Here is a 14,928-nt window from a genome sequence, read left to right as displayed (position 1 = left end):
CATGAGCATCGCGCCCTACCTCAAGGAAATCGGCCGCGGCAAGGACGGCGCGCGCGCGCTCAGCCAGGCGCAGGCCCACGACCTGATGGCGCAGGTGCTCGACCGCCAGGTCAGCGAGGCCGAGCGCGGCGCCTTCGCGATCGCCATGCGCATCAAGGGCGAAACCACCGAGGAGCTGGCCGGCTTTACCGCCGCCGCGCTGGAGCGCAGCCTCTTGCTCGAGGGCGACGTGCTGCCGGTGCTGCTGCCCTCCTACAACGGCGCACGCAAGCTGCCCAACCTGACCGCGCTGCTTGCCCTGCTGCTGGCCCAGGAAGGCGTGCCGGTGCTGGTCCACGGCCCCGCGAGCGACCCGGCGCGCGTGACCACGCACGAACTGTTCGCGACGCTCGGCCTGGCGATCGCGCATGACGCGGCCGGCGTGCATGCGGCCTGGGCACGCCATGAGCCGGTGTTCATGCCGACCGCGGTGCTGTGTCCCGCGCTGGTGCCCTTGCTCGATCTGCGCTGGACGCTCGGCCTGCGCAACCCCGGCCACACCGTCGCCAAGCTGCTGCAACCGCGCGGCGGCGCCTGCCTGCGCGTCGTCAACTACACCCACCCCGAGTACGCCCTGGCACATGCCCGCTTCCTGCAGCACACCGCCGCCCATGCGCTGCTGATGCGCGGCACCGAAGGCGAGCCGGTGGCCGACGCGCGGCGGCTGCCCAAGCTCGAGGTGTTCATCGGCGGCGCGCTGCGCAGCGAACTCGGCCGCGCCGCCACCGAGGGCGCGCTCGCCACCTTGCCGCTGCTGCCACGCGCCAGCGATGTGGCCACCACGGCGCTCTACATCCAGGGCGTGGTGAGCGGCGAGAAGCCCGCGCCGGCACCGCTGCTCGAGCAGCTCGACGTGTTGGTGCGCACGCGCCTGGCCGCGCAGCAGCACCAGGAGAGCGTCCATGAACGATCGGCCTAGCAACGACCCCGCGCTCACCGAGGCGCCGCGACCCACGGTCTGGCTGGTCGGCGCGGGCCCCGGCGACCCCGAGTTGCTGACCCTCAAAGCGCTGCGCGCGATCCGCCGCGCCAGCGTGTTGCTGGTCGACGACCTGGTGGCAGCTGCCGTGCTGCGCTATGCGCGGCGCACGGCGCGCATCGTCCACGTCGGCAAGCGCGGCGGCTGCCGCAGCACGCCGCAGGCCTTCATTGAACAACTGATGTTGCGCGAGGCCCTGGCCGGCGAGCGCGTGGTGCGGCTCAAGGGCGGCGATCCGGGCGTCTTCGGGCGCGGCGGCGAAGAGGCCGAGTTCCTGCGTGCGCACGGCGTGCAGGTCGAAGTGGTCAATGGCATCACCGCCGGCCTCGCGGCGGCCACATCGCTGGGCGTCGCGCTCACCCACCGCGACCATGCGCATGGCGTGATCTTCGTCACCGGCCATGCGCGCGCTGGCGACGCGGCGCTGCAGTGGCGCACCTTGGCGGCGGCTGCAGCGCAGGGCCTCACCTTGGTGGTCTACATGGGCGTGTCCGAGGCGCCCCGGCTGCAGCGCGAACTGCTGCTTGCGTTGCCCGCAGGCACGCCGGTGGCGATCGTGCAGCACGCCAGCCGCGCCGACCAGCAAAGCGCCGTCACCACGCTCGCGCAGATGGTGGCAACGATCGAGTCCAAAGCGCTCGGCAGCCCGGCGATCATCATCGTCGGCGATGTGCTGAAAGGCTTGGGCGAGGTCGCGCTGACGGCGTCGCGTTCGGCACGCGCGGCCTGAGAGACGGGGGAGGCAAAGGCGCGTCCGGGCAGGCGGCAGCGCGCCTTTGCAAACACCGCGGTGCTCTGAGTTGCACACCCCCGCGCTGGTGGCTCGCGAAAGGAGCTGTCCGGCGGGGGCTCGCTCGGTGAAGGCGAAGGAGCACAGGGTTGGGGTCGGCGTGAAGCCCTTCGACAACTGATTCGCCGCGTTCGTTTGAGCGCAGTGGAGTGAACGCAGCGAGTTATGAGGCGCGACCTCAGCCCGAGCGTCGTCGGCGCTGCACTGCTTGCGTCGGGATAATCCCGCCGATGCAGCGCTTGGACATGGTCGTCATCGGTGCCGGCGCTGCCGGGCTCTTTTGCGCCGCCGTCGCCGGCCAACTCGGCCTGAAGGTGCTGCTCATCGACCATGCCGAGAAGCTCGCCGAGAAGATCCGCATCTCCGGCGGCGGGCGCTGCAACTTCACCAATCGCGACGTCGGTCCGGGCAATTTCCTCTCCGACAACCCGGCGTTCTGCCGCTCGGCGCTGGCGCGCTACACGCCGCGCGACTTCATCGCCCTGGTGCAGCGTCACCGCATCGGCTGGCATGAGAAGCACCGCGGCCAGTTGTTCTGCGACGAGCGCAGCGAGGACATCATCGCCATGCTGCTGCGCGAGTGCGAAGCCGGTGGCGTGACGCGCTGGCAGCCCTGCGAAGTCGCGGCGGTGCGCCCCACTGCCGCCGGCCTGGAGCTCGACACCGCCCGCGGACCGGTGCGCGCCCTGCGCGTGGTGGTGGCAACCGGCGGCCTGTCCATTCCCAAGCTCGGTGCCAGCGACTTCGGCCACCGGCTTGCGCGCCAGTTCGGGCACCGCGTCATCGAGCCGCGCCCGGCGCTGGTGCCGCTCACCTTCGACGCCGCGGCCTGGGCGCCGTTCGCGGCACTGGCGGGCCTGTCGCTCGAAGTCGGCGTTGCGGCAGGCTCGGGTGCAACGCGTGGTGAGTTCGTGGAAGACCTGCTGTTCACGCACCGCGGACTCAGCGGCCCGGCGGTGCTGCAAATCTCCAGCCATTGGCGGGCCGGCATGGCGATCGAACTCGACCTGGCCCCGGGGCGGCAGCTGCGCGACACGCTGCGCCACGCCAAGGCGGTTTCCAGGCGCCAGCTCGACAACGAACTCGCGACGCATTTGCCGGCGCGGTTGGCCGAGGCCTGGTGCGCAGCGCTCGGCGCGCTGGCGCAGCGACCCCTGCCGCAAATGAAGGACAGCGAGCTCGACACGCTGGCCAGCTCGCTGCAACGCTGGACGCTCACGCCCACCGGCAGCGAGGGTTGGCGCAAGGCCGAGGTCACGGCCGGCGGCGTTGATACCCGCGAACTCAGCTCGCAGACTTTCGAGAGCCGCCGCGTGCCGGGCCTGCACTTCATCGGCGAAGTGGTTGACGTGACCGGCTGGCTGGGCGGCTACAACTTCCAGTGGGCCTGGGCCAGTGCGCATGCCTGCGCCGTGGCGTGCGCGGCGGCATTGCAGCCGGCCTCGACCACGCGCGCCACGAGCTGATTGCCGAGCGCCTTGGCGTGCCTATAATCGCCGCTTTGCCGGCAAACCGCGCTCGACTGTCGGAGCTGCAATCCAAGGCCTTGGATGCACCAAAGTGCCAAGTTCACGACTTGCACCGGGTGCAAGGCTCACGACGGCAACGAGCGCTCACCCTAGGATTCACCGCTACATGACCACCATTCGCGTCAAAGAGAACGAGCCCTTCGACGTGGCGTTGCGCCGCTTCAAGCGCACCATCGAGAAAATCGGCCTGCTGACGGACTTGCGCGCCCGCGAGTTCTACGAGAAGCCCACCGCCGAGCGCAAGCGCAAGAAGGCGGCCGCGGTCAAGCGCCACTTCAAACGCGTGCGCAGCATGCAGTTGCCCAAGAAGATGTTCTGAGCGTGGTTGGAGCGGCGCCCGTCGCACCTCTCGAGCCCGCGCGGGGACGCCCAAGCGGGCTTGCCTGTTTCTGAAACACCCACCATGAGCCCGCACCGCCGCCCGCAGGCCCAATACGGCAGCGGCGTGCACAGCACGGAGGTAGCCCGATGAGCCCGCTGAAAGACCGCGTCACCGAAGACATGAAGGCCGCCATGCGCGCCCGTGACGCGCTGCGCCTGGGCACGATCCGGCTGCTGCTGGCGGCCTGCAAGCAAAAAGAGATTGACGAACGCATCGAACTCGACGACGCGATGGTGGTCGCGCTCGTCGACAAGCTCATCAAGCAGCGCAAGGACTCGATCAGCCAGTTCAGCGCCGCGGGCCGCACCGACCTGGCCGACAAGGAAAGCGCCGAGCTGCTGGTGCTCGAGGGCTACCTTCCGGCCCGCCTGAGCGCCGACCAGGTGGTCGCCGAGGTGGCACGACTCGTGGCCGAACTGGGCGCCAGCGGCCCGGGCGACATGGGCAAGGTGATGACTGCTGCCAAGCAGCGCCTGGCCGGCAACGCCGACATGGCCCAGGTGTCCGCCGCCGTGAAGCAGGCGCTGGCGAAGTAAGCTCACGGCTGCGCTGCGACCGCAAGGCCGGCCCGCCGCGCCGACTTCGATTCGCAAGGACTTCGCATGGATCTGCACACCCACCGGCTCAATCAAGACATCGCCCTCGCGGGGCAGTTGACGGCGGCCGACATGGCGCTGGCCGCCCAGGCCGGGTTTCGCAGCGTCGTCAACAACCGCCCCGACTTCGAAGCCGGGCCCGACCAGCCAACCAGCGCCGCCATCGAAGCCGCGGCGCGCACCGCCGGCCTGGAGTACGCCTACCTGCCGGTGGCGCCGGGCTTCCAGACGCCCGAGGAGGCGCAGGCGATGGCCGCGCTGATGGCGCGGCTGCCCAAGCCGGTGCTGGCCTTTTGCCGCAGCGGCAACCGCAGCGGCCGGCTTTACGCGATGGCCCGCGCGCTGGGCCTCTGACACGCCGGGCGCGCGCCAGACCGCTCGAGGGCGGATCGCCATGACGCGCCACATCGCCCATCTGGACATGGACGCGTTCTATGCGTCGGTCGAGTTGCTGCGCTACCCCGAACTGGCCGGCATGCCGGTGGTGATCGGCGGCGGGCGGCGCCACCAGCCCGAAGCCGAGGCGGGCGGTAAGGTGAGCTTCGCGACCTTGCGCCACTACGCCGGCCGCGGCGTCGCCACCACCGCCACCTACGCGGCGCGCGCCTTCGGCGTGCATTCCGGCATGGGCCTCATGAAGGCGGCGGTGCTGGCGCCCGACGCGGTGTTGCTGCCGCTGGATTTCGAGCGCTACCGCCATTACTCGCGCGCCTTCAAGGCAGCGGTCGCCGAAGTGGTGGGCAGCGAGCCGGCGGTGATCGAAGACCGCGGCATCGACGAGATCTACATCGACCTGTCGGCGCAGCACGGAGTCGAGCATGATCACGGCGTGGCGGTGGCGCGTGCCATCAAGGCGCGGGTGCTGGAGCGCACCGGCCTGACTTGCTCCATCGGCGTCACCCCCAACAAGCTGCTCGCCAAGCTGGCCTCGGAACTCGACAAGCCCGACGGCCTCACGATCCTGCGCGAGCCTGGCATCGCCACGCGCCTTTGGCCGCTGCCGGCACGGCGCATCAACGGCATCGGCCCCAAGGCGGCCGCCCGGCTCGAAAGCCTGGGCATTCGCACCATCGGCGAGCTGGCCGCTGCCGACCCCGCGTGGTTGCTGGTGCAGTTCGGACGCAGCCAGGGCGCCTGGCTGCATGACGCCGCGCAGGGCCGCGACGAGCGGCCGGTGGTCACACACAGCGAGCCCAAGAGCATCAGCCGCGAGACCACCTTCGAGCGCGACCTGCATGCCAAGGGCGATCGCGCGGCGCTCTCCGCAATCTTCACGCGGCTGTGCGAGCAACTGGCGGGCGACCTGCAGCGCAAGGGCTACGTGGGCCGAACCATCGGCCTGAAGTTGCGCTACGACGACTTCACCACCGTGACGCGCGATCTGACCCTGCCCGAAGCGACCGCCGACGCCGCCGAGATCCGCCGTGCTGCCGGCGAATGCCTCAAGCGCGTGCCGCTGCAGCGCCGGCTGCGGCTCCTGGGCGTGCGTGCGGGTGCCCTGACCCGGCCACTCGACCCGGCCCGCCCGGTGCAGGTCGGCGAGCCGGCAGCGCCCTATACGCCGAGCCTGTTCGACGCCTAGGATGAAACGTCTTGCTGGAACGACGAGGCCGCTCTTTCGGCCCGATGTGGACCTCGAGTCCGCTTTGCCGTGCGGGTGTTTGGCAAGAACAAAGCCGTCCGCCCGCATGCGACCCAGCGGCCAAGCGTCGGCCTCACACCGCGTGCCGGGCGGCCGACGCCCGGGCTATTCCGGCGTGAAGCTGTAGCCCGCTGCGGTGCGCTGCACGCGCACCGCGTGCGGCGGCGGAAAGTGGGCGGGCATCAGCAGCGCGTCGTGCTCCACGCAGTGTTCGAGCAGGCGTCGACGCGTCTTGCCCGACATCACCGTGTCGTCGCAAAAGCAGCTGCCCCAGTCAGGACGCAGGATTTGCATCGGCGAGTGCAGGACGTCGCCCGCGAACAGCGCGTGCCGGCCCTTGGACTCCACCTTCAGCACCATGCTGCCCAGCGTGTGGCCGGGGGCGGGTTCGATCAGCATGTGATCGCTCAGGGCGTGGTGGCCTTCGACCAGCTGCGCCTGCCCGGCCTCGATCACCGGCAGCACGCTGTCATTGAACACGCCGGCGTTGATCGGGTTCTTGGCGTAGCGCGTGTCCTCGGGGTTCCACTCGTCGTATTCGGCCTTGGAGAAGATGTATTTGGCGTTCTTGAAGGTGGGCACCCATTTGCCGTTTTCCAGCCGCGTGTTCCAGCCGCAGTGGTCGACGTGCAGGTGGGTACACATCACCACGTCCACCTCGGCCGGGTGAACGCCCGCAGCGGCCAGCTTCTCCAGGTAGGGCAGGTTGAGCTGGTGCGACATCGCGAAGCCCGGACGGTCTTTGTGATTGCCGTTGCAGGTGTCGATCAGGATGGTCTGCTTGCCGGCGCGCACGATCCAAGTGTGGACGCTGACCTTGAGTCCACCGGTGTTGGGATTAAAGCAAAACGGATCGCAAATTCCGAGGTTGTCCTGGAGCACCGCCGGCTCGAAAGCGGGCATCAGCACCTCGGGCGGGAAGCCGTCGTCGATCGGCATCTCGACGGCCACGTCGATGGCGATGTCACCTAGCATTCGTTGGCTCATGCGCTGCTCCTGGGTGAGTTTGGGGGTGGTCATGCGCGCCGCGTCGGACGCGACGGCATGTTACGCAAGCGGTGGCGCAGGGATCTTTCATCCGCCCGAGCGCTTGACCTTCCATCCCTGCCTGGTCAGCCACTCGATCACCCGCTCGCAGTGATCGCCCTGCACCTCGAGCACGCCGTCCTTGACCGTGCCGCCGGCTCCACAGGTCGCCCTGAGCCGCTTGCCGAGCGTCGCCAGTGACTCGGTGTCCAGGTCCACGCCACGCACCACGGTCACGGTTTTCCCGCCACGCCGCTGGGTTTCGCGGCTGACGCGCACCACGCCGTCGGCGCCCGGCACGGGCCGCGCTTTGGCGCCACAGATACACGTCGCCACCGGCAAGCGGCAGCCGGGGCACATGCGGCCGCCGTCGGTTGAATACACCAAGGCGCCAAGCGCTCGATCACGCGTGCTCATGCTCGATTTTCATACGGGGCCGCCGATGGACGCGACTGTAGTCATCGGCGGGCGGCAGCTAGGCAGCGGCCGCCTTGTGGACCCGCTCATAAACCACGATCGCGACCAGCGCCACGACCCCGAACGTGCCGCCCACCACGAAGGTGTAGGCCGCTCCAAACTGGTCCCACACCACGCCGGCCAGCACGCTGGCCAGCAGCATGGCCACGCCGCTGGCGAGGTTGAAGACGCCGAACGCGGTGCCGCGCAAGTCGGCCGGTGCCGTAGCGGCAACCATCGTGGCGAGCAGGCCCTGCGTCATCGCCATGTGCAGGCCCCACAGCGAAATGCCGGCCCAGGCCCAAGTCCAGTGGTTGCTCCAGGCCAGCATGGCATCCGCCGCGATCAGGATGACGAGCCCCCCCACCAACAACCGCGAATGCCGGGTGGTGTCGGCGAGCGCGCCGAACGGATAGGCGAACGCCGCATAGACGAGGTTCATCGCCACCAGCACCAGCGGCACATAGGCGAGCGGCAGCCCGCCTTGCTGCACGCGCAGCACCAGGAAGGCTTCGGAGAAGCGCGCCAGCATGAAGCAGGCGCCGATGCCCACCACCCACCAGTAGGCCGGGCCGAGCCGCTTCAACTGCCGCCGGCTGATCGGGTTGGCGCGGCGCGGCGCGCCGGTGCTGGCCGGCTCGCGAATGCCGATGACGAGCACGGCGACCGACAGAAAACCGGGGATCGCGGCCACCCAGAACACCGCCCGGAAGTCGTTGGCCCACAGCAGCATCAGGCCCACCGCCAGCAGCGGCCCGAGGAAGGCGCCGACGGTGTCGAGCGCCTGGCGCAGCCCGAACGATGCGCCGCGCAGCTCGGGCGGCGCCAGGTCGGCCACCAGCGCGTCACGCGGCGCACCGCGGATGCCTTTGCCGATGCGGTCGATGAGGCGCGCGCCGAACACCATGTCGGCCGTGCCGGCCAATGCAAACAGCGGCTTGGACGCGGCGCCCAGGCCGTAGCCGAACACCACGAGCGGCTTGCGTTTGCCGACGTAATCGCTGAGCGCGCCGGAAAACACCTTGACCATCAAGGCGGTCGATTCCGCGACGCCTTCGATCAAGCCGACCACCCACACGCTGGTGCCGAGCACGCTCACCAAAAACACCGGCAGCAGGCTGTGCACCATCTCCGAGGCCACGTCGGCCAGCAGGCTGACGAGGCCGAGCGCCCAGATGCCGGCGGGAATGCGGCGCCATGTGCTCGTCGGCTTATTCACGGGGGCGCTGCGCCATCGCCAAGGCGCCGCTGAGGCAGGCCCGCGCCACTGCTTTGCTCAGCGGCGCGCTTCATCACACCGCGTACTTCGCCACCGCTTGCTCGTCCCACTCGATGCCCTGCCCCGGCCGGTCGGGCACGATGAGCATGCCGTTCTCGACGCAAAACGGTTCGCGCAGGATCGGGTCGGCCCAGTCCTGCCATTCCAACCAGTGCGCGGTCTCGGTCACGCGCATCAGGTGCGCCGAAATCTCGGGGTACAGGTGGGTCGACATCGGGATGCCGGCGGCGCCCGTGATCGCGGCGGCGCGCAACCAGCCGCTGACGCCACCGATGCGCATCATGTCGGGCATCACGCAGTCGCCGGCTCCGGCGATCACCGCCTGGTAAAGCAGGCGCGGGCCGTAGAAGTTCTCGCCGAGCTGCACCGGCGTCTCGAGCTCGCGGGCGAGCTGCACATAGCCCGGCAGGTTGTCGTAGGCGATCGGCTCCTCGAACCACTCGAGCCCCTGGTCGTCGAGCGCGTGGCAGCGCCGCAGCGCGTCGCCGAGCGTGAGTCCCTGGTTGAAGTCGCACATGAGCTTGACCGAGGCACCGGCCGCCTCGCGCACGGCCGCGATCGCCGCCAGGTCTTCGTCCAGGGTCGCGCGCCCGAGCCGCAGCTTGAGCGCCTTGAAGCCGCCCTCGGCCACCAGCGCGGCGGCCTCCGCGGCCAGCCGGTCCGCGGCCGTCAACCACAGTCCGTTGCTGTTGTAGGCGGGCACCGGACCGACCGTGCCGCCGAGGTACACCGCGAGCGGCACACCGGCGGCCTGGGCCAGCGCGTCCCAGGCCGCCATGTCGAGCGCCGACACGGCGATCATCGTCACGCCTTCGCGCCCCAGCAGGTGCAGCGAGCCCGTGCTGCGGCGGTAAGCATCGAACGGCGCCACCGGCCGGCCTTTGGCGGCGGCGCCCAGCTCGTCGATCAGGGGCACCACGACGCGCGCCGCGCTGGCAAGGTAGGGCTCGAGGTAGCTGTGCCCGACGATGCCCTCCTCGGTGTAGAGGTCGATCAGGATCAGCGGCCAGTCATGGAAGAGCCCGACCTTGGAGACGATGGGCCGGCGCAGCGGCACGACGACCGGGCGCGCCCGAACACTTTGGACGGTGAGCGAAGCGCTGTTCATGGGGCAGCTCCGTAGGACGGTGAAGGGTCGCTTGGCCACGGCACCGCCATGGCAGCAGGGTGTGGGCTCGGCCGCGCGTCAGTCATCGCGCGTTCGCGTCGGCAAGCGCCACAGCCACCACGCGACCACGACGCAGACGGCCGCGGGCCACCAGCGTTGCGGCGCCGGCAACACCCACCAGGCGCCGAGCGAGCTGGTCGCCATCATCAGGGTCGCGAGTTGCTTGGCGCGCAGCGGCACCGCGCGGTGCTCGCGCCAGTCGCGCAGCGGCGGGCCCAAGCGCGGATGCTCGAGCAGCCAGCGTTCGCAGCGCTCGCAGCTGCGCGAAAAGCACATCAGCGCGAGCAGCATGAAGGGCACCGTCGGCAACAGCGGCAGGAAGATGCCGACGATGCCGGCCAGCATGGCCAGGGAGCCGGCCGCGAACCAGAGCGCGCGGCGCACGCGCTCGCTCAAGGCGATGGAAGCTGATTTGGCGGGCACGCCCTATTGTGGCAACGCGCCTTGTCCTCGGGGCTCGAGCACGCTGCGGCGGCTGGCCATCGGATGCGATCATCCAAATCCCGCAAGCGTCGTCCCGGCCACGACCGACGAGAGGCCTGCGTGTTGGACAAGCCGCTGCGGTTTTCGCAGTCTTACGATGAAGGAGCAGCAAATGGATCTCGGACTCAAGGGCTTGAAGGCGGTGGTGACCGGTGGCACCAAAGGCATCGGTCGGGCCATCGCCCGCACCTTGGCCGCCGAAGGCGCGCACGTGGCGCTGTGCGCGCGCAACGCCGACGAGGTGGCAATGACCGCGCTCGAGTTCTCGGCCCTCGGCGTCAAGGTCTTCGGTGGCGTCACCGACGTGGCCGACGGCCCGGGCCTAGCGGCCTTCGTGAGCGCGGCGGCCGAGGCGCTGGGCGGCATCGACATCGTGGTGGCCAACGTCAGCGCACTCGCGGTCGCGGGCGACGAGGCCGCCTGGCAGAGCGGCTTCGCGGTCGACCTGATGGGCACGGTGCGGCTGGTCAACGCCGCCATGCCCCACCTCGAGCGCAGCGCGCACGGCGCCATCGTCACCATCTCCAGCGTCTCGGGACGCGAGATCGACTTTGCGGCCGGGCCCTATGGCGCCTTCAAGGCCGCGATCATCCATTACACCCACGGCCTGGCCTGCCAGCTGGCGGGCAAGCGCATCCGCGCCAACTCGGTCTCGCCCGGCAACACCTACTTTCCCGGCGGCGTGTGGGAGCAGATCGAACAGGGCAACCCCGAGTTCTTCAAGCAGGCGCTCGCGTTGAACCCGACCGGCCGCATGGGCACGCCACAGGAGATGGCCAATGCCGCCGTCTTCCTCGCCAGCCCGGCGGCCAGCTTCATCACCGGCACCAACCTGCTGGTCGACGGCGCGCTCACCAAGGGCGTGCAGTTCTAGTCCACTGACCGGGCGCGGCGTGGTCAATGCAGCACCAGCAAGGGCAGCTTGGTGTGCGCCATCACGCGGTGGGTCCACGAGCCATGCAGCAACTCGCCGAATGCGCCGCGCCCATGCGTGACCATCACGATCACGTCGCAGCCTTGTTGCCGAGCGGTCTCGGCGATCGCCAGGTCGATCTGGCGCGTGGTCGCGTAGAGGCCGCGAAACGGCACCCCGGCCAGTGCGGCGCAGCGCTCGAACCTCGCCACGACGCCCTCGGCGTGTTGGGCTGACGCCCGGGCGTGTTCCTCGAGCTCGCCCAGGCAATGCAGGGCGCCGTGACCGGTGCTGGTCGCAAGTGCCGGCGGCTCGGCCACGAACGCCGTGATCGAGGCGCCCAGCTGGCGCGCCAGCTCCACGCCCACATGGATCGCCCGGCTGGCCAGCTCGCTGCCGTCGAGCGGCACCAGGAAGTGCTTGAACATGAATGATTCCTCGACCGTCGACCTGTCGATGTGGCAGCACTAATGCATCACCATTACGGGCAGCGCGCTGCGCTCGACCACCTTGCTGGTGTGCGAGCCGAGAAAGAACCGGCCGAGCGCGCCGCGGCCGTGGGTGACCATCACGATCATGTCGCAGTCGTGGTGCTGCGCAGCCCAGACGATCGCGCCGTCGATATCCTGCGTGTTCAGGTAGTGGCCCTCGAAGGCCACACCGGCGCATCGGGCCCGCTGCCCGAAGCCATCCAGCAAGCGCTGCGCATGCTCGCCGGTGCGCAGTTCGCAAACGCTGGCGGTCAGGTCACTCGCCTGCCCCGGCGTCTGCGCGCGCGCCCCGGGCGAGGGCAGCGGCACCGGCGGCTCGGCAATGAAACCGATGATCGCCGCGCCGAGTTGCTGCGCCAGCGCAATGCTGACCTCGATGGCGCGCGGCGCCAGTTCGGCACCGTCGAGCGCAACGAGCAGTCGATGAAACATCCCGGCCTCCTGGCGGACGCTGCATTGCACCCAGCATAGGAGCGTCGAGGCGGTCGCGCCTTGACATCGATCAAGCCGCGGGGTCAAACGCGGCCCTGAGCCGTGCGCTGATCTGCATCAAACCGCGCGAGCGCGCGCAGGCGTACCGTACCGACTTGTCCAACCGCCACCAGGAGCCGCCATGAAAACCAACGTGGGAACGCTCGACCGCGCACTGCGCATCGTCGGTGGCCTGGCGCTGATCGCGCTGGCGTTCGCCGGCACCATCGGGCCGTGGGGCTACATCGGCATCCTGCCGCTGGCGACCGCCCTGGTCGGCTCATGCCCCGCCTACACGCTGCTGGGCGTGGACACCTGCCCGACACCGCGGCGCTGACGACTAAGCCCATCGCTCCCGGCCGCTTCAAGACCCTGTCACCGCCGCCCCGATGGATCTCGCGCTGGCGCGCAGCTTCCTGATCGCGCTCTTGATCGGCGCGCTGGTCGGTATCGACCGCGAGCGCAAGAAGGCGGCCGAGCCAGGACATTCTTTCGGCGGTATCCGCACGCACATCCTGTTGGCGCTGGTGGGTGCGGCGTCGGCGCGCCTGGCCGTCGAACGCTCCTTGCCCTGGGCCTTTGCCGTTACGCTGGCGGTGGTCGGCGCGGCGGTGATCGCCAGCTACGTGCACCACAACCGTACACGCGACGACGCGCCCGGCCTGACCAGCGAGGTGGCGGCGATCGCGGTGTTCCTGCTCGGCGCCATGGTCGTCGTCGGCGATGCGGCGCTGGCGGTGGCGCTCGGCGTCGTCACCTCGGCGGTGCTGGCCTACAAGCAGCCGCTGCACGGCGCGGTGCAGCGGCTCGACACGCAGGACGTGTTCGCCGGACTCAAGCTGCTGATCGCCACCTTCATCGTGCTGCCGCTGCTGCCCGACGCGCCGGCCGATCCGTGGCAGGCGATCAACCCCTACCGGCTGTGGCTGCTGGTGATCCTGATCTCGGCGCTGTCGCTGGCCGGCTATGTGGCCGTGCGCTGGCTCGGCAGCACGCACGGCAGCGCGATCACCGGCCTGGCCGGCGGGCTGGTGTCGTCGACCGCGACCACGCTCAGCTTTGCGCGCAGCAGCCGCGAAGCCGGCGCGGCCACGGGCGACGGCCATGCGCTGGCCGCCGGCATCTTGCTCGCCTGGTCGGTGATGTTCGTGCGCGTGCTGGTGCTGGTCGCAGTGGTGAACCGGCCGCTGCTGCTGGCGGCCTGGTGGCCGATAGCCGCGATGGGCGCGGTGACCGGCGTGTTCGCCGTCTGGCATTACCGCGCCGGTTTGGCCGAGGGGCGCGCCGCACCTCAGCAGGAGGTCACCGTCAGCAACCCCTTCAGCCTCGTCGCGGCGGCCAAGGTCGGTGCGCTGTTCGCCGTGGTGCTGCTGTTCGTCAAGTTGGCCCAGGAGCACGCGCCCGGCCTGGGCGTGTACCTCGTTGCGGCGCTGGCCGGCAGCGTCGATGTCGACGCCATCACGCTGTCGATGGCCGACGCCGCGCGCACCGGCGAAGGCTTCACGCAGGCCGGCCGCGCCATCGCGATCGCGGCCAGCGCCAACACGGCGGTCAAGTGCGCTGTCGTGCTGTTGCTGGGCGCCGGGCGCGTGCGCGCGCGCATTGCGCTCGCCACCGCGGCGGTGCTGGCGAGTGGCTTGCTTGCGGCCGGGCTGTTGAACCTGGGGCCGTGAACGTACGGGCCCGGCCACGCGCTCGTGTTCGCGCAGGGCCGCCGTGGCCGCCAGCACAGCGCGCACCCTCTGGTGAGCGGTGCGCGCGCTGCCCTCAGGCCGCGGCGCCCCGCGATGCCTGCGCTTCGTGCAGCTGGGCGCGCCGCACTTCGCCTTGCCGCTCGAACATCCATCCCGGGTATTCCGAAGGCAGGCGGCTGGCCTCGTCGAGCTGCGCGAGTTCGCCCGCGCTCAGGGCCACGCGCGTGGCGCCGATGTTGTCGAAGAGCTGCTCGGGTCGCTTGGCGCCGACGATGATGCTGGTGACCTGCGGCTGGTGCAGCAGCCACGCGAGCGCGATCTGCGCCACCGACACGCCATGCGCCTGCGCCACCCCGCGCATGACGTCGATGCAGTCGTAGGCGCGCTCCTGGTTCACCGGCGGAAAGTCGAACAGCGTGCGCCGGCTGCCCTCTTCGCCCCCTTGCCCGCGCCCATACTTGCCGCTCAGCAGCCCACCGGCCAGCGGGCTCCACACCATCAGACCGAGGCCTTCGCTGCGCAGCATGGGGATCAGTTCGCGCTCGAGGTCGCGGCCGGCCAGCGTGTAGTAGGCCTGCAGCGACTCGAAGCGCGCCAGGCCCAGCCGCTCAGCAATGCCGAGCGCCTTGACGATCTGCCACGCCGCCCAGTTGGAGACGCCGACGTAGCGCACGTGGCCATGGCGCACCAACTGGTCGAGCGCACGCACCGTCTCCTCAATCGGCGTGGCCGGATCGAAGCCGTGGATCTGGTAGAGGTCGATGTGGTCGAGCTGCAGCCGCTTGAGGCTGGCCTTGACGCCGTCGAGGATGTGGCTGCGCGAGGCGCCCCGCCCATTGGGCCCCGGGCTCATGTCGCCGAACACCTTGGTCGCCACCACCACGCTCTCGCGCGGCACCTTCAGGTTCTTCAGCGCCTGCCCGGTGATCTGCTCCGACACCCCGCCGGCATAGACGTCGGCGGTGTCGATGAAGTTGATACCGGCGTCGA

18 protein-coding genes are annotated in these 14,928 nt (G+C 70.0%); 10 read left to right on the top strand and 8 right to left on the bottom strand.

Going from position 1 to position 14,928, the window contains the following annotated elements; all coding sequences use genetic code 11:
• The 7 genes from ybiB to dinB all read left to right on the top strand — a co-directional run.
• The coding region (gene ybiB, locus RMO12_RS14410; protein WP_309639815.1) for a DNA-binding protein YbiB at nucleotides 1-958 on the top strand (958 nt) is incomplete at its 5' end.
• Nucleotides 942-1,748, top strand: coding sequence for a uroporphyrinogen-III C-methyltransferase (cobA, locus tag RMO12_RS14405; protein ID WP_309639814.1), 807 nt, complete (start codon nucleotides 942-944; stop codon nucleotides 1,746-1,748). The genes ybiB and cobA, both read left to right, overlap by 17 nt.
• A gap of 281 nt (nucleotides 1,749-2,029) precedes the next feature.
• The gene (locus RMO12_RS14400; protein ID WP_309639816.1) at nucleotides 2,030-3,274 is read left to right on the top strand and encodes an NAD(P)/FAD-dependent oxidoreductase; all 1,245 of its coding nucleotides are present in this window, start codon (nucleotides 2,030-2,032) and stop codon (nucleotides 3,272-3,274) included.
• Nucleotides 3,275-3,443: 169 nt separating this feature from the next.
• On the top strand, nucleotides 3,444-3,656 hold the full coding sequence (gene rpsU, locus RMO12_RS14395) for a 30S ribosomal protein S21 (protein ID WP_309624453.1): 213 nt from the start codon (nucleotides 3,444-3,446) through the stop codon (nucleotides 3,654-3,656).
• Nucleotides 3,657-3,805: 149 nt separating this feature from the next.
• Entirely contained in the window at nucleotides 3,806-4,255 is a 450-nt protein-coding gene (locus RMO12_RS14390) for a GatB/YqeY domain-containing protein (RefSeq protein WP_309624452.1), read from the top strand.
• A 66-nt stretch (nucleotides 4,256-4,321) separates the two neighbouring features.
• On the top strand, nucleotides 4,322-4,669 hold the full coding sequence (locus RMO12_RS14385) for a TIGR01244 family sulfur transferase (protein ID WP_309639813.1): 348 nt from the start codon (nucleotides 4,322-4,324) through the stop codon (nucleotides 4,667-4,669).
• A gap of 40 nt (nucleotides 4,670-4,709) precedes the next feature.
• Nucleotides 4,710-5,897 carry a DNA polymerase IV gene (dinB, locus tag RMO12_RS14380; protein ID WP_309639812.1) on the top strand — a complete coding sequence of 396 codons (1,188 nt, stop codon included), beginning with the start codon at nucleotides 4,710-4,712 and terminating at the stop codon, nucleotides 5,895-5,897.
• A 165-nt stretch (nucleotides 5,898-6,062) separates the two neighbouring features.
• Here dinB and RMO12_RS14375 read toward each other — a convergent pair whose 3' ends face one another.
• The 5 genes from RMO12_RS14375 to RMO12_RS14355 form a co-directional block, all read right to left on the bottom strand.
• Nucleotides 6,063-6,944, bottom strand: coding sequence for an MBL fold metallo-hydrolase (locus RMO12_RS14375; RefSeq protein ID WP_309639811.1), 882 nt, complete (start codon nucleotides 6,942-6,944; stop codon nucleotides 6,063-6,065).
• A gap of 87 nt (nucleotides 6,945-7,031) precedes the next feature.
• A complete protein-coding gene (locus tag RMO12_RS14370; protein ID WP_309639810.1) occupies nucleotides 7,032-7,400 on the bottom strand; it encodes a translation initiation factor Sui1 in 369 nt (122 codons plus the stop codon).
• Nucleotides 7,401-7,458: 58 nt separating this feature from the next.
• Nucleotides 7,459-8,658 (bottom strand): MFS transporter, encoded by a 1,200-nt coding sequence (locus RMO12_RS14365; RefSeq protein ID WP_309639809.1) that lies wholly within the window; start codon nucleotides 8,656-8,658, stop codon nucleotides 7,459-7,461.
• A 73-nt stretch (nucleotides 8,659-8,731) separates the two neighbouring features.
• On the bottom strand, nucleotides 8,732-9,826 hold the full coding sequence (locus RMO12_RS14360; protein ID WP_309639808.1) for an enolase C-terminal domain-like protein: 1,095 nt from the start codon (nucleotides 9,824-9,826) through the stop codon (nucleotides 8,732-8,734).
• 78 nt (nucleotides 9,827-9,904) lie between these two features.
• Nucleotides 9,905-10,309, bottom strand: a complete 405-nt coding sequence (locus RMO12_RS14355; RefSeq protein WP_309639807.1) for a YbaN family protein — start codon at nucleotides 10,307-10,309, stop codon at nucleotides 9,905-9,907.
• Between the two features lie 172 nt (nucleotides 10,310-10,481).
• Between RMO12_RS14355 and RMO12_RS14350 the strand changes: the two genes are divergently transcribed.
• Nucleotides 10,482-11,243, top strand: coding sequence for an SDR family NAD(P)-dependent oxidoreductase (locus RMO12_RS14350; protein WP_309639806.1), 762 nt, complete (start codon nucleotides 10,482-10,484; stop codon nucleotides 11,241-11,243).
• 23 nt (nucleotides 11,244-11,266) lie between these two features.
• Here the strand turns inward: RMO12_RS14350 and RMO12_RS14345 are convergent, their stop codons facing one another.
• Nucleotides 11,267-11,710 (bottom strand): universal stress protein, encoded by a 444-nt coding sequence (locus RMO12_RS14345; protein ID WP_309626106.1) that lies wholly within the window; start codon nucleotides 11,708-11,710, stop codon nucleotides 11,267-11,269.
• A gap of 39 nt (nucleotides 11,711-11,749) precedes the next feature.
• A complete protein-coding gene (locus tag RMO12_RS14340; protein ID WP_309626105.1) occupies nucleotides 11,750-12,205 on the bottom strand; it encodes a universal stress protein in 456 nt (151 codons plus the stop codon).
• Nucleotides 12,206-12,386: 181 nt separating this feature from the next.
• Here RMO12_RS14340 and RMO12_RS14335 point away from each other — a divergent pair, with 181 nt between their 5' ends.
• Together RMO12_RS14335 and RMO12_RS14330 are read left to right on the top strand one after the other, a co-directional pair.
• Nucleotides 12,387-12,581, top strand: coding sequence for a DUF2892 domain-containing protein (locus RMO12_RS14335; RefSeq protein ID WP_309626104.1), 195 nt, complete (start codon nucleotides 12,387-12,389; stop codon nucleotides 12,579-12,581).
• A gap of 52 nt (nucleotides 12,582-12,633) precedes the next feature.
• Complete coding sequence (locus RMO12_RS14330) at nucleotides 12,634-13,917, top strand: DUF4010 domain-containing protein (RefSeq protein WP_309639805.1); 1,284 nt, start codon at nucleotides 12,634-12,636, stop codon at nucleotides 13,915-13,917.
• A gap of 94 nt (nucleotides 13,918-14,011) precedes the next feature.
• On the opposite strand, the gene RMO12_RS14325 is transcribed toward RMO12_RS14330, so the two are convergent.
• Nucleotides 14,012-14,928: aldo/keto reductase (locus tag RMO12_RS14325; RefSeq protein ID WP_309639804.1), on the bottom strand; the 917-nt coding region annotated here is incomplete at its 5' end.

This window comes from Methylibium sp., from assembly GCF_031393925.1.
Lineage (GTDB): Bacteria > Pseudomonadota > Gammaproteobacteria > Burkholderiales > Burkholderiaceae_C > Methylibium.
The sequence above is the reverse complement of the archived record's forward strand: the minus strand, read 5'-3'. Positions and strand labels throughout refer to the sequence as shown.

Bases quoted from the DNA above. Each gene is read 5' to 3' on its own strand.
- RMO12_RS14345 (WP_309626106.1), bottom strand. From the start codon at position 11,710: ATGTTCAAGCACTTCCTGGTGCCGCTCGACGGCAGCGAGCTGGCCAGC.
- RMO12_RS14335 (WP_309626104.1), top strand. From the start codon at position 12,387: ATGAAAACCAACGTGGGAACGCTCGACCGCGCACTGCGCATCGTCGGT.
- dinB (WP_309639812.1), top strand. From the start codon at position 4,710: ATGACGCGCCACATCGCCCATCTGGACATGGACGCGTTCTATGCGTCG.
- RMO12_RS14350 (WP_309639806.1), top strand. From the start codon at position 10,482: ATGGATCTCGGACTCAAGGGCTTGAAGGCGGTGGTGACCGGTGGCACC.
- RMO12_RS14340 (WP_309626105.1), bottom strand. From the start codon at position 12,205: ATGTTTCATCGACTGCTCGTTGCGCTCGACGGTGCCGAACTGGCGCCG.
- RMO12_RS14360 (WP_309639808.1), bottom strand. From the start codon at position 9,826: ATGAACAGCGCTTCGCTCACCGTCCAAAGTGTTCGGGCGCGCCCGGTC.
- RMO12_RS14375 (WP_309639811.1), bottom strand. From the start codon at position 6,944: ATGAGCCAACGAATGCTAGGTGACATCGCCATCGACGTGGCCGTCGAG.
- RMO12_RS14330 (WP_309639805.1), top strand. From the start codon at position 12,634: ATGGATCTCGCGCTGGCGCGCAGCTTCCTGATCGCGCTCTTGATCGGC.
- rpsU (WP_309624453.1), top strand. From the start codon at position 3,444: ATGACCACCATTCGCGTCAAAGAGAACGAGCCCTTCGACGTGGCGTTG.
- RMO12_RS14370 (WP_309639810.1), bottom strand. From the start codon at position 7,400: ATGAGCACGCGTGATCGAGCGCTTGGCGCCTTGGTGTATTCAACCGAC.
- cobA (WP_309639814.1), top strand. From the start codon at position 942: ATGAACGATCGGCCTAGCAACGACCCCGCGCTCACCGAGGCGCCGCGA.
- RMO12_RS14390 (WP_309624452.1), top strand. From the start codon at position 3,806: ATGAGCCCGCTGAAAGACCGCGTCACCGAAGACATGAAGGCCGCCATG.
- RMO12_RS14385 (WP_309639813.1), top strand. From the start codon at position 4,322: ATGGATCTGCACACCCACCGGCTCAATCAAGACATCGCCCTCGCGGGG.